Source organism: Rhodococcus sp. WMMA185 (genome assembly GCF_001767395.1).
In the GTDB taxonomy this organism is placed as follows: Bacteria; Actinomycetota; Actinomycetes; order Mycobacteriales; family Mycobacteriaceae; genus Rhodococcus_F.
This window is the reverse complement of record NZ_CP017014.1, coordinates 1,572,718-1,589,856: the sequence shown is the minus strand read 5'-3', so window position 1 is coordinate 1,589,856 and position 17,139 is coordinate 1,572,718. Positions and strand designations below refer to the sequence as shown.

The following is a 17,139-nucleotide window of genomic DNA, read 5'->3' as shown; positions in this document are numbered from 1 at the left end:
GTTGTGACATTACTGACCGGATGCGGCAACTCCCCTGCCGAGGAGTCCGTCGCAGAACCGCTACCACGGTTGACGTTCCACCCCTGCGACGGATTCGGCACCGACGCCCGGGCCGCCGCCGGGATCGACGACGGCGAGCCGGTGAAGTTCGACAATCGAGAAGAGCCGTTCCAGAGGTGGTCGTGCTCATTCAGTTCGGACGATCCGTACTCAGGAGTGGTGGTGTCGTCAAACGCCATCTCCTTGTCGAAAACCGCGAACGACGACCGCCTCACCCTGGTCGAGGACACTAAGATCGCCGGGCACCGCACTCTCCTCAACGACTTCCCTCGCGGCCTGGCTTGTGTAGCGTCGGTCGACTTCGACACCGCCGTTCTCGAGATCATGGTCGGCTACAAGCAGGTTGTCATCGAAACCGCCGACCAGGCGTGCCAGTTGGCACTGAGAGTCACCCAAGACCTGTCACCCTGGTTCCCAGAGCACCTGTGACCCTGCCACACCGGCGCGAAGGGTCCGAGCCGGATCTTCGGGTCCGTCGTCAGCGTGCTCGCCATGGTTGAGATCGCAACCTGCTCACAGCAGCCTGGCGGCCACTGACCCAGCGCGACGCGCCCAGTACGCCGGTTCAACCATGGCACGATCGGGTGATCCTGCCAGTTCGGTGAGGGATACGCCGCAGTCCGGCGGGGCGATTGCCAGTTGGCCCGCGACGACAACCGATCGGGTTCCCACGTGAGCACATCGTTGAAGAACAGATCCGACGAGCTTTCCGGTCAGCGAGGAGTCGTCGAAGCGGCCTTCGCCGGTCACAACGACATCCGCACGTTCGAACTCTTCGGTCAGACCGGTGAGGTCGGCGATGCGGGCCGCACCAGGCACGAGTTTCCCTCCCCACGCGGATAGACCGAAGCCGGTTCCACCTGCGGCGCCGGCGCCGGCCTCGTCAGGTTGACCGGGAAGTACGGCCTGCAGGTTCGTCGCGAACCTTTTCAGGGCGTCGTCGAGGAGCCGGCACATCTCCTCATCTGCCCCCTTCTGCGGTCCGTAGATGTATGCGGCTCCCTCTCTCCCACAGAGCGTTACGGTGGTGTCTGTCAGCAGCTCTACGCCACCGTGAGGAACAGAACGCAGTCCCGTGACGTCGACCGTGTGTAGCTGAGCCAGGGCTGCGCCACCAATCCCTAGTTCGTCACCGTGCGAGTCCAGAAGTCGGGCGCCCATGGACACGAGTGCCCCTGCACCGCCGTCAGTCGAGGCCGACCCACCCAGCCCGACCACCAGCGCTGTAGCGCCGGCGTCGAGAGCGGCGTTGATTACCTGCCCGAGACCCGCTGCGGTCGCGTGTGCAGGGTCAAGGGCGCGCATGAGCGGAAGTCCACTCATCTGCGCGAGTTCGACGACGGCGGTGCCGTCATCGAGGCTCAGCCACCGCCCGGGCACCATTCGGCCGTCGGGCCCACACACATCAGCAATCTCATGCCACACTGCCTCCGGATGGCACGATGCAATCGCGGTGAGAGTGCCCTCTCCACCGTCTGCCTGTGGCAGTAGGACGAGTTGATCCCGCGGGCGGACAGTCGCCCACCCGGTCGCCAGTTCGGCGGACAAAGAAGTCGCATCGAGTGAGCCCTTGAACGAATCCGGAGCGATCACCACCCGCAATGGCCTCGTCTTTGTCGAGTCGGCGCGGTCAGTGGACGTCATCAGGGGATCGGCGCCGTACTGCTCATGTGATCGAATAGCCCCCATCGACAGGCAGCACGACACCGGTCACGTAGCGGGCAGCATCGGAGACGAGGAAGAGGACGACGTCAGCGACGTCATCGCCGTCCGCGAACCGCTGCAGCGGGATTCGGCTCAGCTTTTCGTCGCGGATCGCCTGTTGATCGAGAATCTCCGCAGTCATCGGCGTTTCGACGTAACCCGGGGCAATCGTGTTCACCCGGACCCCCTGCGGTCCGAGTTCAACGGCAAGCCCCTTACCCAGTTGGGTCAGTGCGGCTTTGGTCGCACCGTAGGGGACGATGCCGGGCACTGCTCGGTCCGCCGAGAGCGACGCGATGTTGACGACACTTCCCCGTGTTGCGATGAGCGATTTCGTCGCCTGTCGGGTCAGCCGGTACACAGCCGAGAGATTCACATCCACCAGACGTTCCCATCCATCGTCTTCGACATCGACGGCTGCCGTGCGCAGTTGAATTCCTGCCGCATTGACCAAGATGTCGAGGCGACCGTCGGTCTCGAGCGCAAGGTCCACCGCGGAGGCACTGAAGTCTGGATCCCTCAGGTCCCCACACAGGCCCACGCCACCGAACCGACTCATCACCTCGGTCACCTGCGGATCCGCATCGACGCCGATCACGGTCGCGCCGTGCGCGCCGAGCGTCCGAGCGATCGATGACCCGATCCCGCCGGCCGCGCCCGTCACCAGCGCGACCTTCCGAGTCAACTGGCCTGCCACCACGATTTGTGCTGTTGCACTCACTGGACTCCCTTCGGCCCCGGACGAGCTGCGCCACGACCGCCCGTGAAACTGCTTTCTCACAGAGATTGACCCAAACAAACGGGTCATAGCGCCGTAGATCGTCACCGTATATGCTGGCTTGCGACGACGCAAGAAAGCGCTTACAGGAAGTCTCATGTCATCGTTAGCTCTTCCCGACGCGAACAGCACGGTCACCCACCTGGTTCTCGGTGAGCCGGCGAAGCTCGACACCCGGGCAACCCCGCCGACCAGTCGCGAGGTCTACGCGGCTTCCCATGTCGTAGCTGACCCATTGCGCGCCTCGGCCGAGAACGTCCCGGATCAGATCGACTGGGAGGCGACGCTGCGGTTGCGCCGGGACCTGTGGTCACTCGGACTTGGTGTGGCCGAATCGATGGACACCGCTCAGCGCGGCATGGGCCTGGAGTGGAGTGCTGCCAAGGAACTTGCCGTTCGCACCCTCGCCGAGGCAAAGTCCGTGGGCGGCAGGGTCGTCGTTGGTGTGGGCACAGATCAGCTCACATCCGAACGGCCTTCTCTCGCAGAGATTCGCGACGCGTACGTCGAGCAGATCGACGCAATCGAATCGAGCGGCGGCGACGTCGTCATGATGGCCAGCAGGCACCTCGCCCGAGCCGCGACCGGACCAGACGACTATCGCAAGGTGTATGACGCAGTCCTCTCGGCCGCCCGGCGTCCGGTCATCCTGCACTGGCTCGGCGCGGTGTTCGATCCCGCCCTCGCCGGGTACTGGGGTGTCGAAGATCCCTCTGCCGCAACGGACACCGTTATGGAAATCATCGACGCTCATCGGATCAAGGTGCGTGGAATCAAGGTGTCGGTTCTCGATCAGGCTCTCGAGATCGGACTACGGCGCCGCATGCCGGCCGGGGTCCGTGTGTTCACAGGTGACGATTACAACTACGTCGACCTCATTGCCGGGGACGGAACCCATGCCAGCGATGCCCTCCTAGGCGCATTCGCCGCTGTCGGACCGTTCGCATCGGCGGCCTTCGCCCGCCTCGACGCCGACGATGTCGACGGGTTCAAGAGCGTGCTGGGGCCCACCGAGCCCCTGAGTCGCCTGCTCTTCGCTTCACCCACGCAGTACTACAAGGTCGGTGTCGCATGGCTCGCCTACCTCACGGGCAGGCAGAACCATTTTCGAATGATCGGCGGCTTCGAAGCCGGACGAAGCCTGCTTCACCTAGCAGATCTCGTCCGGGCAGCCAATGCAATCGGCCTGTTCCCCGACCCTGACTTCACTGCCGGTCGCGCGGCGGCGTACTTCGCGGTGCACGGCATCGGCTGACATGCCGGTCAGTCTCGGACAGTACCCGTCGAATCCCGGATGACCACCTTCGCGGGAAGCAGGGGCACAAGAGTACCGGGTTCGCTGCGCAGCGCCTCCTGAAGCAGCCGCCATGCTTGATCGCCGAGCTGAATCTTCGGACTGAGCACGGTAGTCAAGCGTGGAGCAATGTGACCTGCCAACTCGACGTCGTCGAATCCGGTCACCGAGATATCCTCGGGCACACGCACCCCGAGCTCGCGCAGCTTCGAGATCACCCCGACCGCCGTCAGATCGTTGAAGCAAATCAATGCGGTGGGTTCGTGGCCGAGCGCGCTCTCTGTCACGCTGAAGCCGCCCTCGATCGACCCATCCGAGTCAACCTTGAACGCTTCAATACCAAGCACTCTCGCCATTTCGACGGCCCGCCACCGTTCGCGGTTCTGCCACGACAGGTCCGAGCCTGCGATGTACACAACCCGGCGATGCCCCAGTTCGGCCAGATGACCACACAGTTCCATCATCGCCGTGAAATTATCGACCGCGACCATGGGCAGATCGACCCCGAGCTCGACCCTGTTCACCAGAACGACCGGAGTCGACTGCGCAGCCAGATCCTTCAGTCCCGAGACCGGAATCCGTGAGGACAGCAGTATCAATCCGTCGACCTGGCCGAGTAAGTCGACAGCGGTCGCGTATTCGTCGTCCGCAGCCGCCGAATAATCGGCCACGAGCATCCGGTACCCGTCGGCGCGTCCACCATGGTGCATCTGCTTCACCACTTCGAGGAAGTAGGCGTTCGCAAGGTCGGGAACGATGACTCCCACGTTCCGCAGCGAACCCAGTGCCAGACCCCGCGCCGCTCCACTCGGCCGGTACGCCATCTCCTCGGCAGCGGCATGGACCCGTGCAGCCAACTCCGGGCTCACGGCGGGGTTTCCGCTCATCACGCGAGACACGGTTGCGGTCGACACACCAGCAGCCTCGGCGACCATTGAAATGGTCGGGCGCCGAGTACCCGAGGTTGTTCGCGCTTCGCTCAACTATCCGCCTCCTGCCGACTCCCCCACCTGAAAACGCTGCCATCTCGGAATCACGATGCAACCGCTTACAGAATATCGCTTCCTGCTCCGACGGACCGGCCGCCTTCTACGTCAGCCCCTCGCTGTCTCGGCCGCGATACGGCAAGCGCATCTCGCGGATCGTCGAGGTCCCTGTTGCCCGGGTCCGGTGTGATGTAGGTGGTTCCGATCGTGATCAAGGTCAGGATGCATAGGTATCCGGCGATGAAGACCCATGCGCCGAGGCCTGCGCCCGGAACACCCGCGCCTCCATCCGACGCGACGACCATCGCGATGATCCATGCCCCGATCAGTGGGGCGAGGCCTCCGGACAGCACGGCGGATACCTCTCTGGCAACGGACACGCCGAGATAGCGTTGCCGGGATCCGAAGAGTTCACTGAGGAAAGCGCTTTGGGCGCCGAACATGCCCCAGGTCCCGATTCCGAGGCCGAGTGAGATGACGACAATCGTCAGCACCACACTGCCCTTCGAGAGCGCCCACCAGATCGGGAACGCCGATACCAACTGGAAGTATGCGAAGGCGCGGTATGTCCTGACTCGCCCGTACCGGTCGGTGAGTTTTCCTGCGATCGGAACGACGATGGCTCCCAGCGCAGCGGCGAAGACCAACGACAGTGCGCCGATGGGGCCCGTGACACCGACCGCGGCGCTGGTGACGTAGGCGACCGCAAGCGCCTGATACATCGACGAGGAGCCGTTCTCGGCGACCCGTAGGCCGATTCCGCGCAGCAGCGACGGGCGCGAATGCTCGAGCAAATGCCGCAAGGGACGATCGTCGATCTGATGCTTGGCTTCGAGCTTCCTGAACGTGGGCGACTCCTTCAGATTGAGGCGCAGATACATCGCCACGCCGAGGATGACCACACTGGCCAGGAAGGGAACCCGCCAGAGCCAGGTGTCGGTGATCTGTCCGTCCCCGAAGTAGACGAGAAAGTACACCAGTGCGGCCACGACGGTTCCGACCTGCACTCCGAGGAAGGGCAGCGAGGCAAAGAACCCACGCCTGTTCTTCGGGGCGTACTCCGTCATCAGAATCGACGCTCCAGCCATCTCGGCGCCGGCGCCCAGGCCCTGGCAAATGCGCAGTGCGATCAACATGAGCGGCGCCAGCATGCCTACCCCACCGGAGTACCAGTCGCCTTCGCTGCCGTGGTACGTCGGCAGAAGGCCGATTCCGGTGCTGGCGACACCCATCAGGATGATGGTGGCCATCAGCACGAACTTGCGTCCCAACCGGTCGCCGAGTCGGCCGAAGAAGATGCCGCCCAAGGGGCGCACCGCGAAGCCGATGAAGTAGGTGGCGAAGCTGAGTACCAATCCGGTCGACGGGTTGTCGCTGGGGAAGAACAGCGGGCCGAATACCAACGCCGCCGCGAGGCTGTAGAGCGCGAAGTCGTAGTACTCGAGAGCGCTGCCGGCGGAGGCGCCCCATGCGGCCCTGCGAAGGTCTGTGGTCGTTACCTGGGGTTGGTCGTCGGCCGTCGCTTGGGTGTGTTCAACGCCGTCGCCCAAATGGGGAGAGTCGAGAGTCATGGTCTGCCAATGCGATAGGGGATCTGGGAAGGGTCGGAATGAGAGGTTGGAAGTCAGGTGCCGGTGAATGCCGGCGTGGTCTTGTTGCGGAAGGCGGTGACACCAGCAGTGAAATCGTCTGTTCCTGCGGCGAATCCGCTGCCGAGCGCCTCGAGGATGGCAGAGGGAGCACCGGCGGCTGCAGCGTCGACGAGTTGTTTGCTCACCTGCACTGCGGCGGGGGCGCCTTCGAGTATTCGATCGATGAACTCGGCGACCGTGTCGCCGAGCGCGCTGCGCTCGGAAACGGCGTTCAGCAGCCCCCAGTCCAGTGCCACGTCGGAAGGCACCTGACGGCGGGTGAATATCATCTCCTTGGCGCGAGCGGCCCCGACAACATGCGTGAGGCGTTCGGTGCCTCCCCAGCCGGGGATCGTGCCCAGGCCGGTCTCCGGCAACCCCAGACGTGCGGTACTCGCACCGATCCGCAGGTCACAGGCCAGCGCGAGTTCGAGACCGCCACCGAATGCGATGCCGTCGACCACCGCGATCGTCGGCTGCCGCAGTTGTGCGAGGTAGTTGAAGACCCTGTGCCCCTCGCTGATCCAGCGTCTCCACATTTGTGCGGGGTTGAAACGAGAGAACTGGGCGATGTCCGCGCCAACGCAAAACGCCTTTTCCCCGGCTGTGGCAATCAGGACGATCTGCGTATCGGAGTGATCGATGGTCCGCAACTCGGAGTAGAGATCGTCGAGCAGTTCGAGTGTCAATGCGTTGAGTTTTCTGGCGCGATCGATCAGCACGATCGCGACACGGCCGTCACGGGTATGCGTGACGGTGATCTGCCCGGCATCGCTGGATGGGTGAGAAGTGTTCACGGGAGGGGCCTCGGTCGTAGTGGTGTTCGTCATGGCTGAAGTGCCCGCACCCGTGGATGCTCGGGCATCGGCGCGAGCTGTAGGTTCTGCAGCTTCGGCGAAAACAGCTCGCCGCGCATCGTTCTCAGGTTGGGGTCGACGAGGAGTTCGAACTCGGACCTGCCCAGCACGTCGCGCTGCAGATCGACGCCGGGGGCGATCTCGGTGACCGTCAAACCTTCCGGCCTCAGCTCGAGAACCGCGCGTTCGGTGACATAGAGGACCTTCTGACCGTTGGCGAGAGCGCGCCGGCCGGAGAAGGTCGGAGAGTCGACCGCCTTCACGAACTTGGTGTGAGCGCCGTCGGTCCGGATGTCGAGGCGGCCGTCCTCTATTGCGATGTCGCGGCGCCCGGCGGTGAAGGAGCCGACGAACACGATCGACGGCGCCGAGGACGTTATGTCGACGAATCCGCCGACTCCCGCAGTGACGTGCCGACGCTTGGGCAGGCTGTGAACGTTGACGTTGCCGTGGCGGTCGATCTCGAGGAACGAGAGCAGCGAGTGCTCGAACCCACCGCCCTGGAGGAGGGTGAACTGATCGGAGCTCTGCATGATCGCATCGGGATTCTGCGCGACTCCGAAGACGAAATCGAGCAATGGAACACCACCCACCGGTCCCTGCTCGATCACCCAGGACACCGCGTTGGCAAGCCCCTCCTCGACGAGGACGTGCGGCACCAAGGCTGATACACCGAAGCCGAGATTCGCGATTTCGCCGGACTGCAGTTCGGCTGCGGCGCGGCGCGCCATGACCTTCTCCAACGTGAAGGGCACCGGCTCGATGGTGCTCAGCGGTCGTCGTAGCCCACCGGAAAGGGCGGGGTCGTATTGCGTATGCGTGGTCTGCAGCTGCTCCGGGGCGAGCACGAGGGCATCGACGAGGATGCCCGGGACGTGCACTGCCCGTGGGTCCAGGCTTCCGCCTTCGGCGAGGTACTTCACCTGCGCGATGACCACACCGCCGTTGTTGTGGGCGGCATAGGCGAGATCGAGTGCGCCGAGCGGAGACGCCTCTTCCTCGAAGGTCAGATTGCCGTGGGTGTCGGCGGTGGTGGCGCGGATGATCGCGACGTTCGGTACCAGCGCCTCGTAGAACAGCCACTCCTGACCGTCGAGCTCGTGAACTCGAACAAGGGCGTCGGGTGTGATCGCATTCATCCGACCGGCCCCGATTCGTGGGTCGACGAAGGTGTCCAGCCCGACCTTGGACAGGACACCGGGCTGCTTGGCCGCTGCAGCGCGGTGCTGTTGGTACAGGATTCCGGACGGAAAGTTGTACGCCTCGACCTCGTTGTTCTCGATCATCTGCCAAATTCTGGGCGGCTCTGCGGACGACGGGCCGGACGGGAACGAACCGGCAACGACGCGGGCGAGCTGCCCCGGCCGGGCGATGTGATCGATGCCCTTGATACCCCACATGTCACCCGCGGCGATGGGATGCACGCTGGTCAGCCCGGCGGGCGAGTTCGTTTCCTCGTACCGCTGCCCCAGGCCGGCGAGTACCGCGTCCGGGCATCCGAGACCCGACGAAGAGCTGACGGTGATGACGTCGCCGTCATGGACGAGATCGGCCGCCTGACGCGGGGTGAGAACTCGTGGGATATGCAAGTCGACTCCAAACTGTAAGCGCTTACTCACTTGGCGTGATTTAGTTTTCGTGTCCTCGGACGGACGGATGTCAGCGGCGAGGCCGCCACGCGGCTGTGGAGCCGCGCACCCGCAGCGCGGGCGTAACAAGATCGTGGGTGTGCGGACGCGAATCGCGGACAGCACGGCCGCGACTGATCAGCGACTGGCGTATGCGCTCGAGAATCAGTTTCCCGCACTTTTGCCCGATTTCCGTCGGGAAGGTTGCGACTGTGGTCAGCGGTGGCGTGCGATGAGCGGAACCGGCGATGTCGTCGAATCCGCCAACCGCGATGTCTCGGCCCGGCTCGAGCCCTCGACGGCTCAACTCCGCATAAACTCCGACCGCGACGATATCGCTGTAGGCCACGATTGCATCCGGGATCGTTCCCCGGTCGAGCAACCGCCGGGTGGCTTCGGCACCGCCACCGGGAGTCGCCTCCCCAAACAGGCCATCCGGGGGAACAATGGACATCTCCGCGCCCGCGATCGCTGCATGGAAACCTTCCTCACGTTCGCGGCGGGCCGATGTGTGCTGCGGCCCGCCGACCATGGCGACCGTTCGAACGCCCATCTCTCGAAGATGCTCACCGAGCAGGCGGCCTGCTTCGACGTTGTCGGCGCCGACGTAGTCATGACTGAGGTCGAAATGACGCGCCAGAAGGACCAGGGGCATTGCCGATGTGGCGAGTAGGTCATCGATCTCGTCGGCGCGAGTATCGCTCGCCGGCAAGAGGATCAGTCCGTCGATGCTCCGCTCGACGAACCGGCCGAGCAATCGACGTTGTCGCGCTGGGTCGTCCCGACTGTAGCCGACGAACACCGCATAATCGCTGCCATCGGCGACATCCTCGAGCGTCATTGCGAGTTCCGCGAAGTAGGGGTTCTGCACTTCGGTGACGACCAACCCCAAAGTCATCGACCTCGGGTTGCGAAGCATTGCCGCATGACGGTTGTAGACGTAACCGAGCGCCTTCATCGACTCGCGGACGCGCCGACTGGTTTCCGGCGCGACACTTGCGCTGTTGTTGAGCACGAGCGAGGCCGTCGAGCGAGACACACCGGCATGCTGGCTGACATCACTCAGGGTGACTCGCTTCATGACCTGTGCCTGCTTCCTACTCCGTGACCAGCACTCCGCCCACGATAGCGCAGAATTTGGATCGATCCAAGGGCTAAATTGCCTGTTCACTGCGCTTTGTGACAGCTGGGTCCGCTTTTGGCGGATCCGTCTACAGATTTGTCTTGGATCGATCCATAAGCCAAGTGCTGAAGGATTGGTTGCTTGACCGCCCTGCAGATAAGTCTCTGGCCACCGCGACCAGCACGCCGCAGGTGCTGTCCGTCGCCGAACTTTCGGGGTGTGTGGAGCAACACCCCGAGTTCATTACCGCACTGGGCTGTGAGCGGGGAAGACGGACACACCCCCGCTACTGACACCCGCGTGAAGCTCCTGGCAGACGAGGCGGCGTCGTAGCTGACGGCGATGCTGTACGTGGAATCCGGCTCCACAGGCGCACCGAGTGGAAGCCTGTGGGACATGCAGCACGACGAGGATGCCGGCCTCATCGAGGAGAGGATGCTCCGGCCGAAGTACACGAGTGGCGATTTCCGCTCTTGTGGCGGGCGTGATCGTGCCGCACCCCAGGTTGCAGTCGAACAAGCCATACGAGTTGAAGTGCCTGGACGTCCGCGGTACCGAGTCCTGGCCCGGATCGCGCGCCGGGCACAGCGTCAGTCGAGATACTCGGGTAAAGGGAGTTCCGCGGCACGCTGAACCAACTCGAGGTGCCGCCCCAACGCTCCTTCGTACGCGACATCCGGGAGGTATAGAGCCTCCTCCGGCACCGCCCACGCCAGCGGCGTGTAGACGTTTGTACCGGATTCCCCGTTGAACGAGAACACCACGTACAGCTGGGTCCTGCACCATTTCCACGCCGCCCGCAGGGCATCACGCTCATCCGGTGGCAGATTCCACGGCCCGTCCACGGTGCCCTCGGTCATGTAGTGCGCACCGAGGATGTCCGGCCCCGCGTCGAGAGACGACACAAATTCCTGCCGCGCCGCGATCCTCTCGACCGGGTTGTCGTGCGCCGGCATCCGCGGCATCGGGCCGCGCAACGTGGGACACAGCTGCTTTGCCCGGTCGAACAGCAACCGGTGCACCGGATTCCGTGGATGGTCCGGCTCAATGTGTGTCACCGCGCCATTCACCTCCCGCCAGGTCACCGTACCGAGCCGCGCGCCCGTCGCTAAGAGCGCAACGATGGTGCGTTCGTCGCGGTTCCCCTCGGAGATCTCGAAGCGAATGCTGCTCGGGTCGAACACCTCCCGTACCACCGGGACCGTCAGGTCCAACGCAATCGTCGACACTTCCCCCGTATCTGCGAACACCACGGGGTAGACCGCGACACCAAACTTCTGTTGCCGATCCGTACTGCCACGAACCTGACGGCCAGTGATGATTACCTGCCGCCCCGCACTGAGCACCACATCTCCATCCCCGAGCCCGTCTGGGTCAGTGTCCGGTGTGAGTAGAGGCTGCTCACCCACCCACTCCGTCAGCAGCCGGTGCAATGGGTGCAGCGGGTTCGCAGGCCTGATTCCGTGGATCGAACCGTTTCCCGACCACCAGGTCACCTCACCGGCAGTGGTCTCCGAGCCTGCACTGGCCACAGCCCGCGCTGTCCTCAGCCCTTCGCCGCGGCTCCGCACCTCGAAGCGATAATGACTGGAGTCGAACAGCTTCCGGTTCCACTGCGTTCCCGCATCGAGAACCAGTGTCGCTAATCTCCCTCTATCGCACTCAGTAGCAACGGTCCAGAACCTCCGACCGTCCGGATCAGTGTACGACTGTGGGCAGCCCACAACCAGTCTCACCCCACGGAGCAGTATCAGATCACCTGGAACAAGATCACCTGGATCGGGGGTCCAGCGCAACGCCGGGTTCGGCACCTGCAGGATTGGGCACGATTCCTCGGCGCGCGAGATCAGTAGTCGTCGCAGTGGATCGTGTGGACTGCCCGGCGAGATGCCCACGACGACCCCGTCGCTCTCACGCCATGACACCTCCCCGACCCTGCGCCCGTTCAACCGTGCGCTGATCCGCCGTCGATCGCCTCGAGGCACATCGAACTCGAGCTCGTATCGGCTCCCGCGGAACGGGACACGGCACACAAAGGAATCGGCGTCCAGAATGATCCGGCTCGGACGCTGATTGCCGAAGACAACCTCGACGACATGAAACGTCGCGCCGGACGAATCGGTGTACCGCTGCGGTCGACCCACGACGAGTGTGCGCCAACCAATTCCGTCGATACGAATCAGATCTCCCACCACAAGATCGCCGAGATCGGCGATCTCCCCCCGTTCACCTGCGCCGGGAGCCTCATCATCGATCGTCACGTTCCCACCTCTCCCCCGATTTGCGGTGTCGCAGTCGACAGAAAGTTACACCACCGAACCGACACGTCGGTGCGAATACCTCACGGTCGCCAACCACTCCCCTCCGCTCTCCCCGGACTCCCGCCTCCGCCGATATCTCCTCAGCTGTGTCTCCCACCTGCATGGAGAAGTACGACAACCATCGCGAGAAGGAACCGGCTATCGCCAGACTCTCCAGGCATGGCTTCCTGCAAGGCAAGATTTAACTGGTGGTGATGGTCAGTCCCACGTTGATGACGGTGACGTCGACCTCGAGGTCGTCGGCCTGGTCGAGCAGGGTGGTCACCGTCAGCTGTGTCATGAATTGCCGCGAGCCATGGGTGACTACTACGTACCGGGTGGTGGCGGACACAGTCCATTGTTCGGCGATGTAGACGCCCCGGACAAACGCCGATGGGTGGCCCTGATACGGAACGCGATTCGACTCGTTTTCGCGCCAGTCCGGAAGGCGCCGGGAGTCGGTGAAGGCACAGGTCAACAGTTGCTCGGCATCAACAGGCGCGGAGAGTTCACCGTGCAGGAGCACGGCATTGGGGCACCAATTCTCGGAGGTGTTCGTGGGATTGGCGAGGACCGTGTAGGCGCCAGGCACTGCTTCGGGTGGGGCGAGTTCCCAACCGGGCAGTTGCGGAATCGTCACGGACACAGGGGCAGCGGCGTCCGGTTGGCTCGGCGTGCACGTCACCTGTTGGGCGTCGAGGTACTCCTTCACGGTCATCGTGTCCGACCCGATGGGGCGTTCAGGCATCAAGCGCCCCCTTCTTTGCCAGCCGGGCGACCCGGAATCGTTCGCGCAAGGGTGGCGGCGTGAGGAGTTCACGGGCGTCGGGACCGGCAACGATGCCGCGCTGGTCGGGATTGTCCTTCAGGAATAAGAGCAGGGAGAGCAGGGTATTCGGCTCGCCAACGAGTTGATAGGCCATCAGGGTGATTTCGTTCTCAGCATCGAAGTGCAGTTGCTGGTCGACAGGGACGGGCGTCGCTGACTTCAGTTTGATGCGGGGCCTGCCAGTTTCACTCCATCCACCACCGACGACCAATTCATCGGCCGAGATTTGGGCGATGTCGTCCCACGGAAGGAAGGCGTCGTAAGTCCTGAAGGAGAGTCCCCGCCATTGTCGGACGCGACGACGGACACCGGTCGGGTAGATGCTGACGGTAGTCGGCAGGCGAATGGCGAGGAGGAACAGGGCAGCGATCAATGCGACCCCACCGCAGATCCCCATGTAGTTGGCCCCCGAGTTCGTTTCGCGCCCAAAGGGCAATAGGGTTTCGCCGATCCCGAGGTACCAGACGAGTGCGGTCGTCAGGCCAGCGGTCGCGGCACCAAGAAGGGCGGTGATCAGTATCGCGTGCTCGAGACGTTCCTTGGGGACCTGAATGCCTTTGCCGAATCGGTCGCCATCGCAGGGGATGATTCTGCTCGGCAATCCGATTGATCGGAATCCGGACTTTCCCAACATGCCGATGGAAGTCAATCCGAGCATGACCATGAGCGAGACGAATCCGACGACCAACCCGGGCTCGTCATCGTCGACGGCCTTGATCACAGCAACCACCATCACCGCAGCAATACCGACTATGAAAGCGGTGTATACCAGCCAGCTGATTTTCAAGGGCTGGGGCCAGCGCCACGGTAGCCCAGTGTCGGGTAGAGGCGTTCGCAGCGGTGTGACAGAGTCGGGATCGATATCAGTCATTCCAATCTCCTCGAGAGCTTGTACAGGCGAGCGGTTCCTAATCCCACGCCGCTTGAATCCCCTTTGACACACCCCACGTAGCGAGAGCCCCAAAGGCGGCACCGACAACCAGACCTGCGGCCGTGCCTGCGCCTGGAACTACCGATCCGAGGGCGGATCCTGCCACCGCATAGCTGGCGACTGAGCTGAGCCCCATGCCTACACCTAACCCAACCGCCGATCCCGCGCTTTCGGACACGATGGCCTTGGTCGGATCCATGCCACCTTTGATGTCGTTCACGATGGCGGGCACGGTACCGACGACGGCACCGAGCGGGCCGAGGCCCCGCCCGATGTTCCGTGCCACATCGTCGGTATAGGCGGCCGCGGAAGCTTTTGCGGCACTTTCTAGAGCCTTGCCGGTCTTGTCGGTCATCACCCCGATCGTGGATGCGGCGATGGTCGACGGCCAGTCGGGCACCATGGTGAACCCTCCGTCACCGTGGTCGACGACATTGCCAGGCACCGCGGCCTGCCCCGCCTGCTGCAGTGCGTCGATTGCGCCCTGGATGCGGTTGGCGGCGTCGACGGCGGCGTCGCGCGCCTGTCGGAGTGCATCCACAACGACGAGGGTGAGCTCGGCGGCTTCCTTCTCGATCCGCAACCGGGCGGCGTCGCGGGTGTGCTCCGGGGCTAGGACCAGCCAGGCAATGAGCCCAGCCGGGTCGACCCAACCGTCGTCCTCAACGTTGAACCCGCGTCCGCGCGCGTCGGAAACGACGGACACCAGATGCGACCGCGCACCGTCGACGATTCCGGCCGCACCCCGATACTGTTCGGCGACATCCGCCAGGGCACCTGCCACTGCGCTGCCCAACGATTTTTCCTGAACCACGCGCATGGCCGCGGCGTTGGCCGCGGCGCCGCTCCACGTTTCGGCGAGCGCATCCTGCTCGATCATCAGGCCCGCGAATCGTTCGTCGAGGTCGACGGCGATCCGATCGATGCTCTCGGCGGTCGCTCGCAGCGATTCGGGCGTCCACCGGATCACCTCGGGAACGGTCGGGCTCACGACGGAACATCCATGGCACGCAACATGCCGGTGAAGTCGGTCTCGGACACCTCGTACTTTCCTGCTGTGCCCTTTGCGATTTCTGACACCTCTGTCAGCCGGAGGTGCAGGTTCCTCAACGCCGCGGAAGTCTCCTGGACGCCGGCCACGCAGACCTTCGCGAACTCGGTTCCCGGCAACGCCACCTCAGAATCCGCGAACGGGGAACTCACGTCGATCCCGGCAATCGATTCGGAAACCCCGCTCACCGCGTCCGCGAACCCCCGCAGCATCTCGACATCAACGTTCAATCAACAGCCCCCTCGGATCGGTCACCCCGGCGGACAACCTAGCAGCACGCCCAACGCACTGGAGGTCGGGCCCAGACTCAAAAATCCAGAGGGCTACGCGCTCTCGTGCACGTCCGAGTGGGGAAGACATGGAAGGAATGGTCTGCCAGGGATCCTTCCGGTCCACTCACGGTCGCTCCCTATCGGGTTACGTGGATCGTGTTGATGCCGTTGCGCTCCCACATCTCGAGGATGCTCGGATCGTCATCGGCGGCGAAAAGAATCTCTTTGCAGGCCTCGAGCAGTTCGATCAGGATCTCCTCCTTTACGACATGCCCCGGACGCCGATCACCTTTCCGGCGCATGTACAGTCCGGCGTGCTGGGGGAAGTGCTTGGCGAGCCAGCGTTCGGTCTGACCGACCCACGCCCCGTCCCTACCGGTGACGATGACGACCTCGTATCCGCGCTCATGCAACCCCTCTGCCATCGCGAGGACGGACTTGTTTGGCGGGCAGAACTCGCCGAACGTGTAGAAGTCGTCGTAGTTGCGGGGCTCCTCGAACAGGTGATGCACGATCGAGCGGGTATCGACCAGCGTGCCGTCCATGTCGAAGACCACGGTCCGCGCAGGGCTCTGTGTCATATGGTGTTTCCTTGATCTACCGCCGGTCGAAAACGTTCCTCTGGAGCAGTGGGGGACGACGACGTCCCGTTGATCTACTCGGGGCGCATCCTCGGCAAGAGCCGAGACGTCGGTGAGTGCTTGGCCGCGACCGGCGCCTCACGCGTTACGTCCGGTAGCACGATCAGCCACAATGCCGACCGCAGTGACTCATACGTCTGTGCCCAGGCCCGCGCCTCGATTTCACACACGTCGGCTTCCTCCGAATCACCCTTGCCGCGAGCTGTTTCCGCGGACTCGAGCCAGACGATCTCCTGTTCCTTCGTGATCTGCAGGTAGTCGAGGACCGCGTCGCGGTCGTGGCCGCACACCGACGCAACCTCATGCGCAGTGAGCGATCCGTACCCCTCCGAGTCGAGGTGGACCAGTGTCGACAGGGCCGGCGGAAAATCCTGTTCGTTCTCATCCTCCGCATCGTCTCGGCTGCCGGCGTACGTCGGTGTACTCGACGGCACATCGTCTCTATTGCGGAGAGGGCTGTCGGGCGCCCGGTTGCCGACGTTGGGGTTGCGAACGCTGAACCGGCCGACCGCGCGATGCAAGAGGTCGGCGACCTCACGGTCGTACGCGACGAACTTCACGACGCGGACATTCGTCCGAGCGGCTCGGACGGCGGCAACGGCCTGCGTCACGGCATCACCCTTCGGCCACCGGAACGTACCCGACGAGATGAGCGGGAACGCGACCGTCTCGGCGCCGAGTTTATCGGCGACGGCGAGGCTACGCCGGTAGCACGACTGCAGCACCTCGCTGCGGTCCTCCTGCCGGGAGTACCGGGGCCCAACGGTGTGAATCACCCACTTCGCGGGCAGTTCTCCCGCCGTCGTCGCAACGGCCGCTCCCTCGGCGAGCCCATTCGGCAACGTCGTGGTCCGTAGGGTCCGGCACTCCTCGAGGATGGCCGGTCCCCCGCGCCGTTGGATTACGCCGTCCACCCCACCGCCGCCGTCGAGTAGCGACGAGTTAGCGGCGTTGACGATCGCGTCCACCCTCTGCCGGGTGATGTCACCGCGCACGATTTCGATGACGGTCATGCGTACTCCTTTGTGTGGTAGCGACCTTCCACAGCCGCGGG

16 protein-coding genes are annotated in these 17,139 nt (G+C 63.9%); 2 read left to right on the top strand and 14 right to left on the bottom strand.

Annotated elements, in window-relative coordinates; genetic code table 11:
* The first annotated feature begins 3 nt into the window (after positions 1–3).
* Positions 4–489 carry a DUF3558 family protein gene (locus BFN03_RS07170; RefSeq protein ID WP_198163410.1) on the top strand — a complete coding sequence of 162 codons (486 nt, stop codon included), beginning with the start codon at positions 4–6 and terminating at the stop codon, positions 487–489.
* Positions 490–573: 84 nt separating this feature from the next.
* Here the strand turns inward: BFN03_RS07170 and BFN03_RS07165 are convergent, their stop codons facing one another.
* Both BFN03_RS07165 and BFN03_RS07160 read right to left on the bottom strand, forming a co-directional pair.
* Positions 574–1,704 carry a glycerate kinase gene (locus BFN03_RS07165; protein WP_070378438.1) on the bottom strand — a complete coding sequence of 377 codons (1,131 nt, stop codon included), beginning with the start codon at positions 1,702–1,704 and terminating at the stop codon, positions 574–576.
* Positions 1,705–1,726: 22 nt separating this feature from the next.
* Positions 1,727–2,485, bottom strand: a complete 759-nt coding sequence (locus BFN03_RS07160) for an SDR family NAD(P)-dependent oxidoreductase (protein ID WP_070378437.1) — start codon at positions 2,483–2,485, stop codon at positions 1,727–1,729.
* 154 nt (positions 2,486–2,639) lie between these two features.
* Here BFN03_RS07160 and BFN03_RS07155 point away from each other — a divergent pair, with 154 nt between their 5' ends.
* Positions 2,640–3,797 (top strand): dihydrodipicolinate synthase family protein, encoded by a 1,158-nt coding sequence (locus tag BFN03_RS07155; RefSeq protein WP_070378436.1) that lies wholly within the window; start codon positions 2,640–2,642, stop codon positions 3,795–3,797.
* Between the two features lie 8 nt (positions 3,798–3,805).
* Here BFN03_RS07155 and BFN03_RS07150 read toward each other — a convergent pair whose 3' ends face one another.
* The 12 genes from BFN03_RS07150 to BFN03_RS21015 form a co-directional block, all read right to left on the bottom strand.
* Complete coding sequence (locus BFN03_RS07150) at positions 3,806–4,771, bottom strand: LacI family DNA-binding transcriptional regulator (protein WP_070378435.1); 966 nt, start codon at positions 4,769–4,771, stop codon at positions 3,806–3,808.
* 113 nt (positions 4,772–4,884) lie between these two features.
* Positions 4,885–6,393, bottom strand: coding sequence for an MFS transporter (locus BFN03_RS07145; protein ID WP_084385529.1), 1,509 nt, complete (start codon positions 6,391–6,393; stop codon positions 4,885–4,887).
* A 53-nt stretch (positions 6,394–6,446) separates the two neighbouring features.
* Positions 6,447–7,250: an enoyl-CoA hydratase/isomerase family protein gene (locus BFN03_RS07140; protein ID WP_070380691.1), complete on the bottom strand. Its 804-nt coding sequence runs from the start codon at positions 7,248–7,250 to the stop codon at positions 6,447–6,449.
* A gap of 29 nt (positions 7,251–7,279) precedes the next feature.
* On the bottom strand, positions 7,280–8,899 hold the full coding sequence (locus BFN03_RS07135; protein ID WP_070378434.1) for an acyl CoA:acetate/3-ketoacid CoA transferase: 1,620 nt from the start codon (positions 8,897–8,899) through the stop codon (positions 7,280–7,282).
* A gap of 70 nt (positions 8,900–8,969) precedes the next feature.
* Entirely contained in the window at positions 8,970–10,019 is a 1,050-nt protein-coding gene (locus BFN03_RS07130) for a LacI family DNA-binding transcriptional regulator (protein WP_070378433.1), read from the bottom strand.
* Between the two features lie 632 nt (positions 10,020–10,651).
* Entirely contained in the window at positions 10,652–12,322 is a 1,671-nt protein-coding gene (locus BFN03_RS07125) for a hypothetical protein (RefSeq protein ID WP_070378432.1), read from the bottom strand.
* A gap of 241 nt (positions 12,323–12,563) precedes the next feature.
* Positions 12,564–13,109 (bottom strand): LpqN/LpqT family lipoprotein, encoded by a 546-nt coding sequence (locus BFN03_RS07120; protein ID WP_070378431.1) that lies wholly within the window; start codon positions 13,107–13,109, stop codon positions 12,564–12,566.
* Positions 13,102–14,061 (bottom strand): hypothetical protein, encoded by a 960-nt coding sequence (locus tag BFN03_RS07115; protein ID WP_070378430.1) that lies wholly within the window; start codon positions 14,059–14,061, stop codon positions 13,102–13,104. Before BFN03_RS07115 ends, BFN03_RS07120 begins: the two co-directional genes overlap by 8 nt.
* 37 nt (positions 14,062–14,098) lie before the next feature.
* Positions 14,099–15,112 (bottom strand): WXG100 family type VII secretion target, encoded by a 1,014-nt coding sequence (locus BFN03_RS07110; RefSeq protein WP_070378429.1) that lies wholly within the window; start codon positions 15,110–15,112, stop codon positions 14,099–14,101.
* Complete coding sequence (locus tag BFN03_RS07105) at positions 15,109–15,402, bottom strand: hypothetical protein (RefSeq protein WP_157109571.1); 294 nt, start codon at positions 15,400–15,402, stop codon at positions 15,109–15,111. The genes BFN03_RS07110 and BFN03_RS07105 overlap by 4 nt, the downstream gene beginning before the upstream one ends.
* A gap of 179 nt (positions 15,403–15,581) precedes the next feature.
* Complete coding sequence (locus BFN03_RS07100; protein ID WP_070378427.1) at positions 15,582–16,025, bottom strand: phosphatase domain-containing protein; 444 nt, start codon at positions 16,023–16,025, stop codon at positions 15,582–15,584.
* 74 nt (positions 16,026–16,099) lie between these two features.
* Entirely contained in the window at positions 16,100–17,098 is a 999-nt protein-coding gene (locus BFN03_RS21015; protein WP_084385527.1) for an O-acetyl-ADP-ribose deacetylase, read from the bottom strand.
* Between the last annotated feature and the right edge of the window lie 41 nt (positions 17,099–17,139).

Bases quoted from the DNA above. Each gene is read 5' to 3' on its own strand.
- BFN03_RS07165 (WP_070378438.1), bottom strand. From the start codon at position 1,704: ATGACGTCCACTGACCGCGCCGACTCGACAAAGACGAGGCCATTGCGG.
- BFN03_RS07155 (WP_070378436.1), top strand. From the start codon at position 2,640: ATGTCATCGTTAGCTCTTCCCGACGCGAACAGCACGGTCACCCACCTG.
- BFN03_RS07150 (WP_070378435.1), bottom strand. From the start codon at position 4,771: ATGGTCGCCGAGGCTGCTGGTGTGTCGACCGCAACCGTGTCTCGCGTG.
- BFN03_RS07145 (WP_084385529.1), bottom strand. From the start codon at position 6,393: ATGACTCTCGACTCTCCCCATTTGGGCGACGGCGTTGAACACACCCAA.
- BFN03_RS07130 (WP_070378433.1), bottom strand. From the start codon at position 10,019: ATGAAGCGAGTCACCCTGAGTGATGTCAGCCAGCATGCCGGTGTGTCT.
- BFN03_RS07120 (WP_070378431.1), bottom strand. From the start codon at position 13,109: ATGCCTGAACGCCCCATCGGGTCGGACACGATGACCGTGAAGGAGTAC.
- BFN03_RS07115 (WP_070378430.1), bottom strand. From the start codon at position 14,061: ATGACTGATATCGATCCCGACTCTGTCACACCGCTGCGAACGCCTCTA.
- BFN03_RS07100 (WP_070378427.1), bottom strand. From the start codon at position 16,025: ATGACACAGAGCCCTGCGCGGACCGTGGTCTTCGACATGGACGGCACG.
- BFN03_RS21015 (WP_084385527.1), bottom strand. From the start codon at position 17,098: ATGACCGTCATCGAAATCGTGCGCGGTGACATCACCCGGCAGAGGGTG.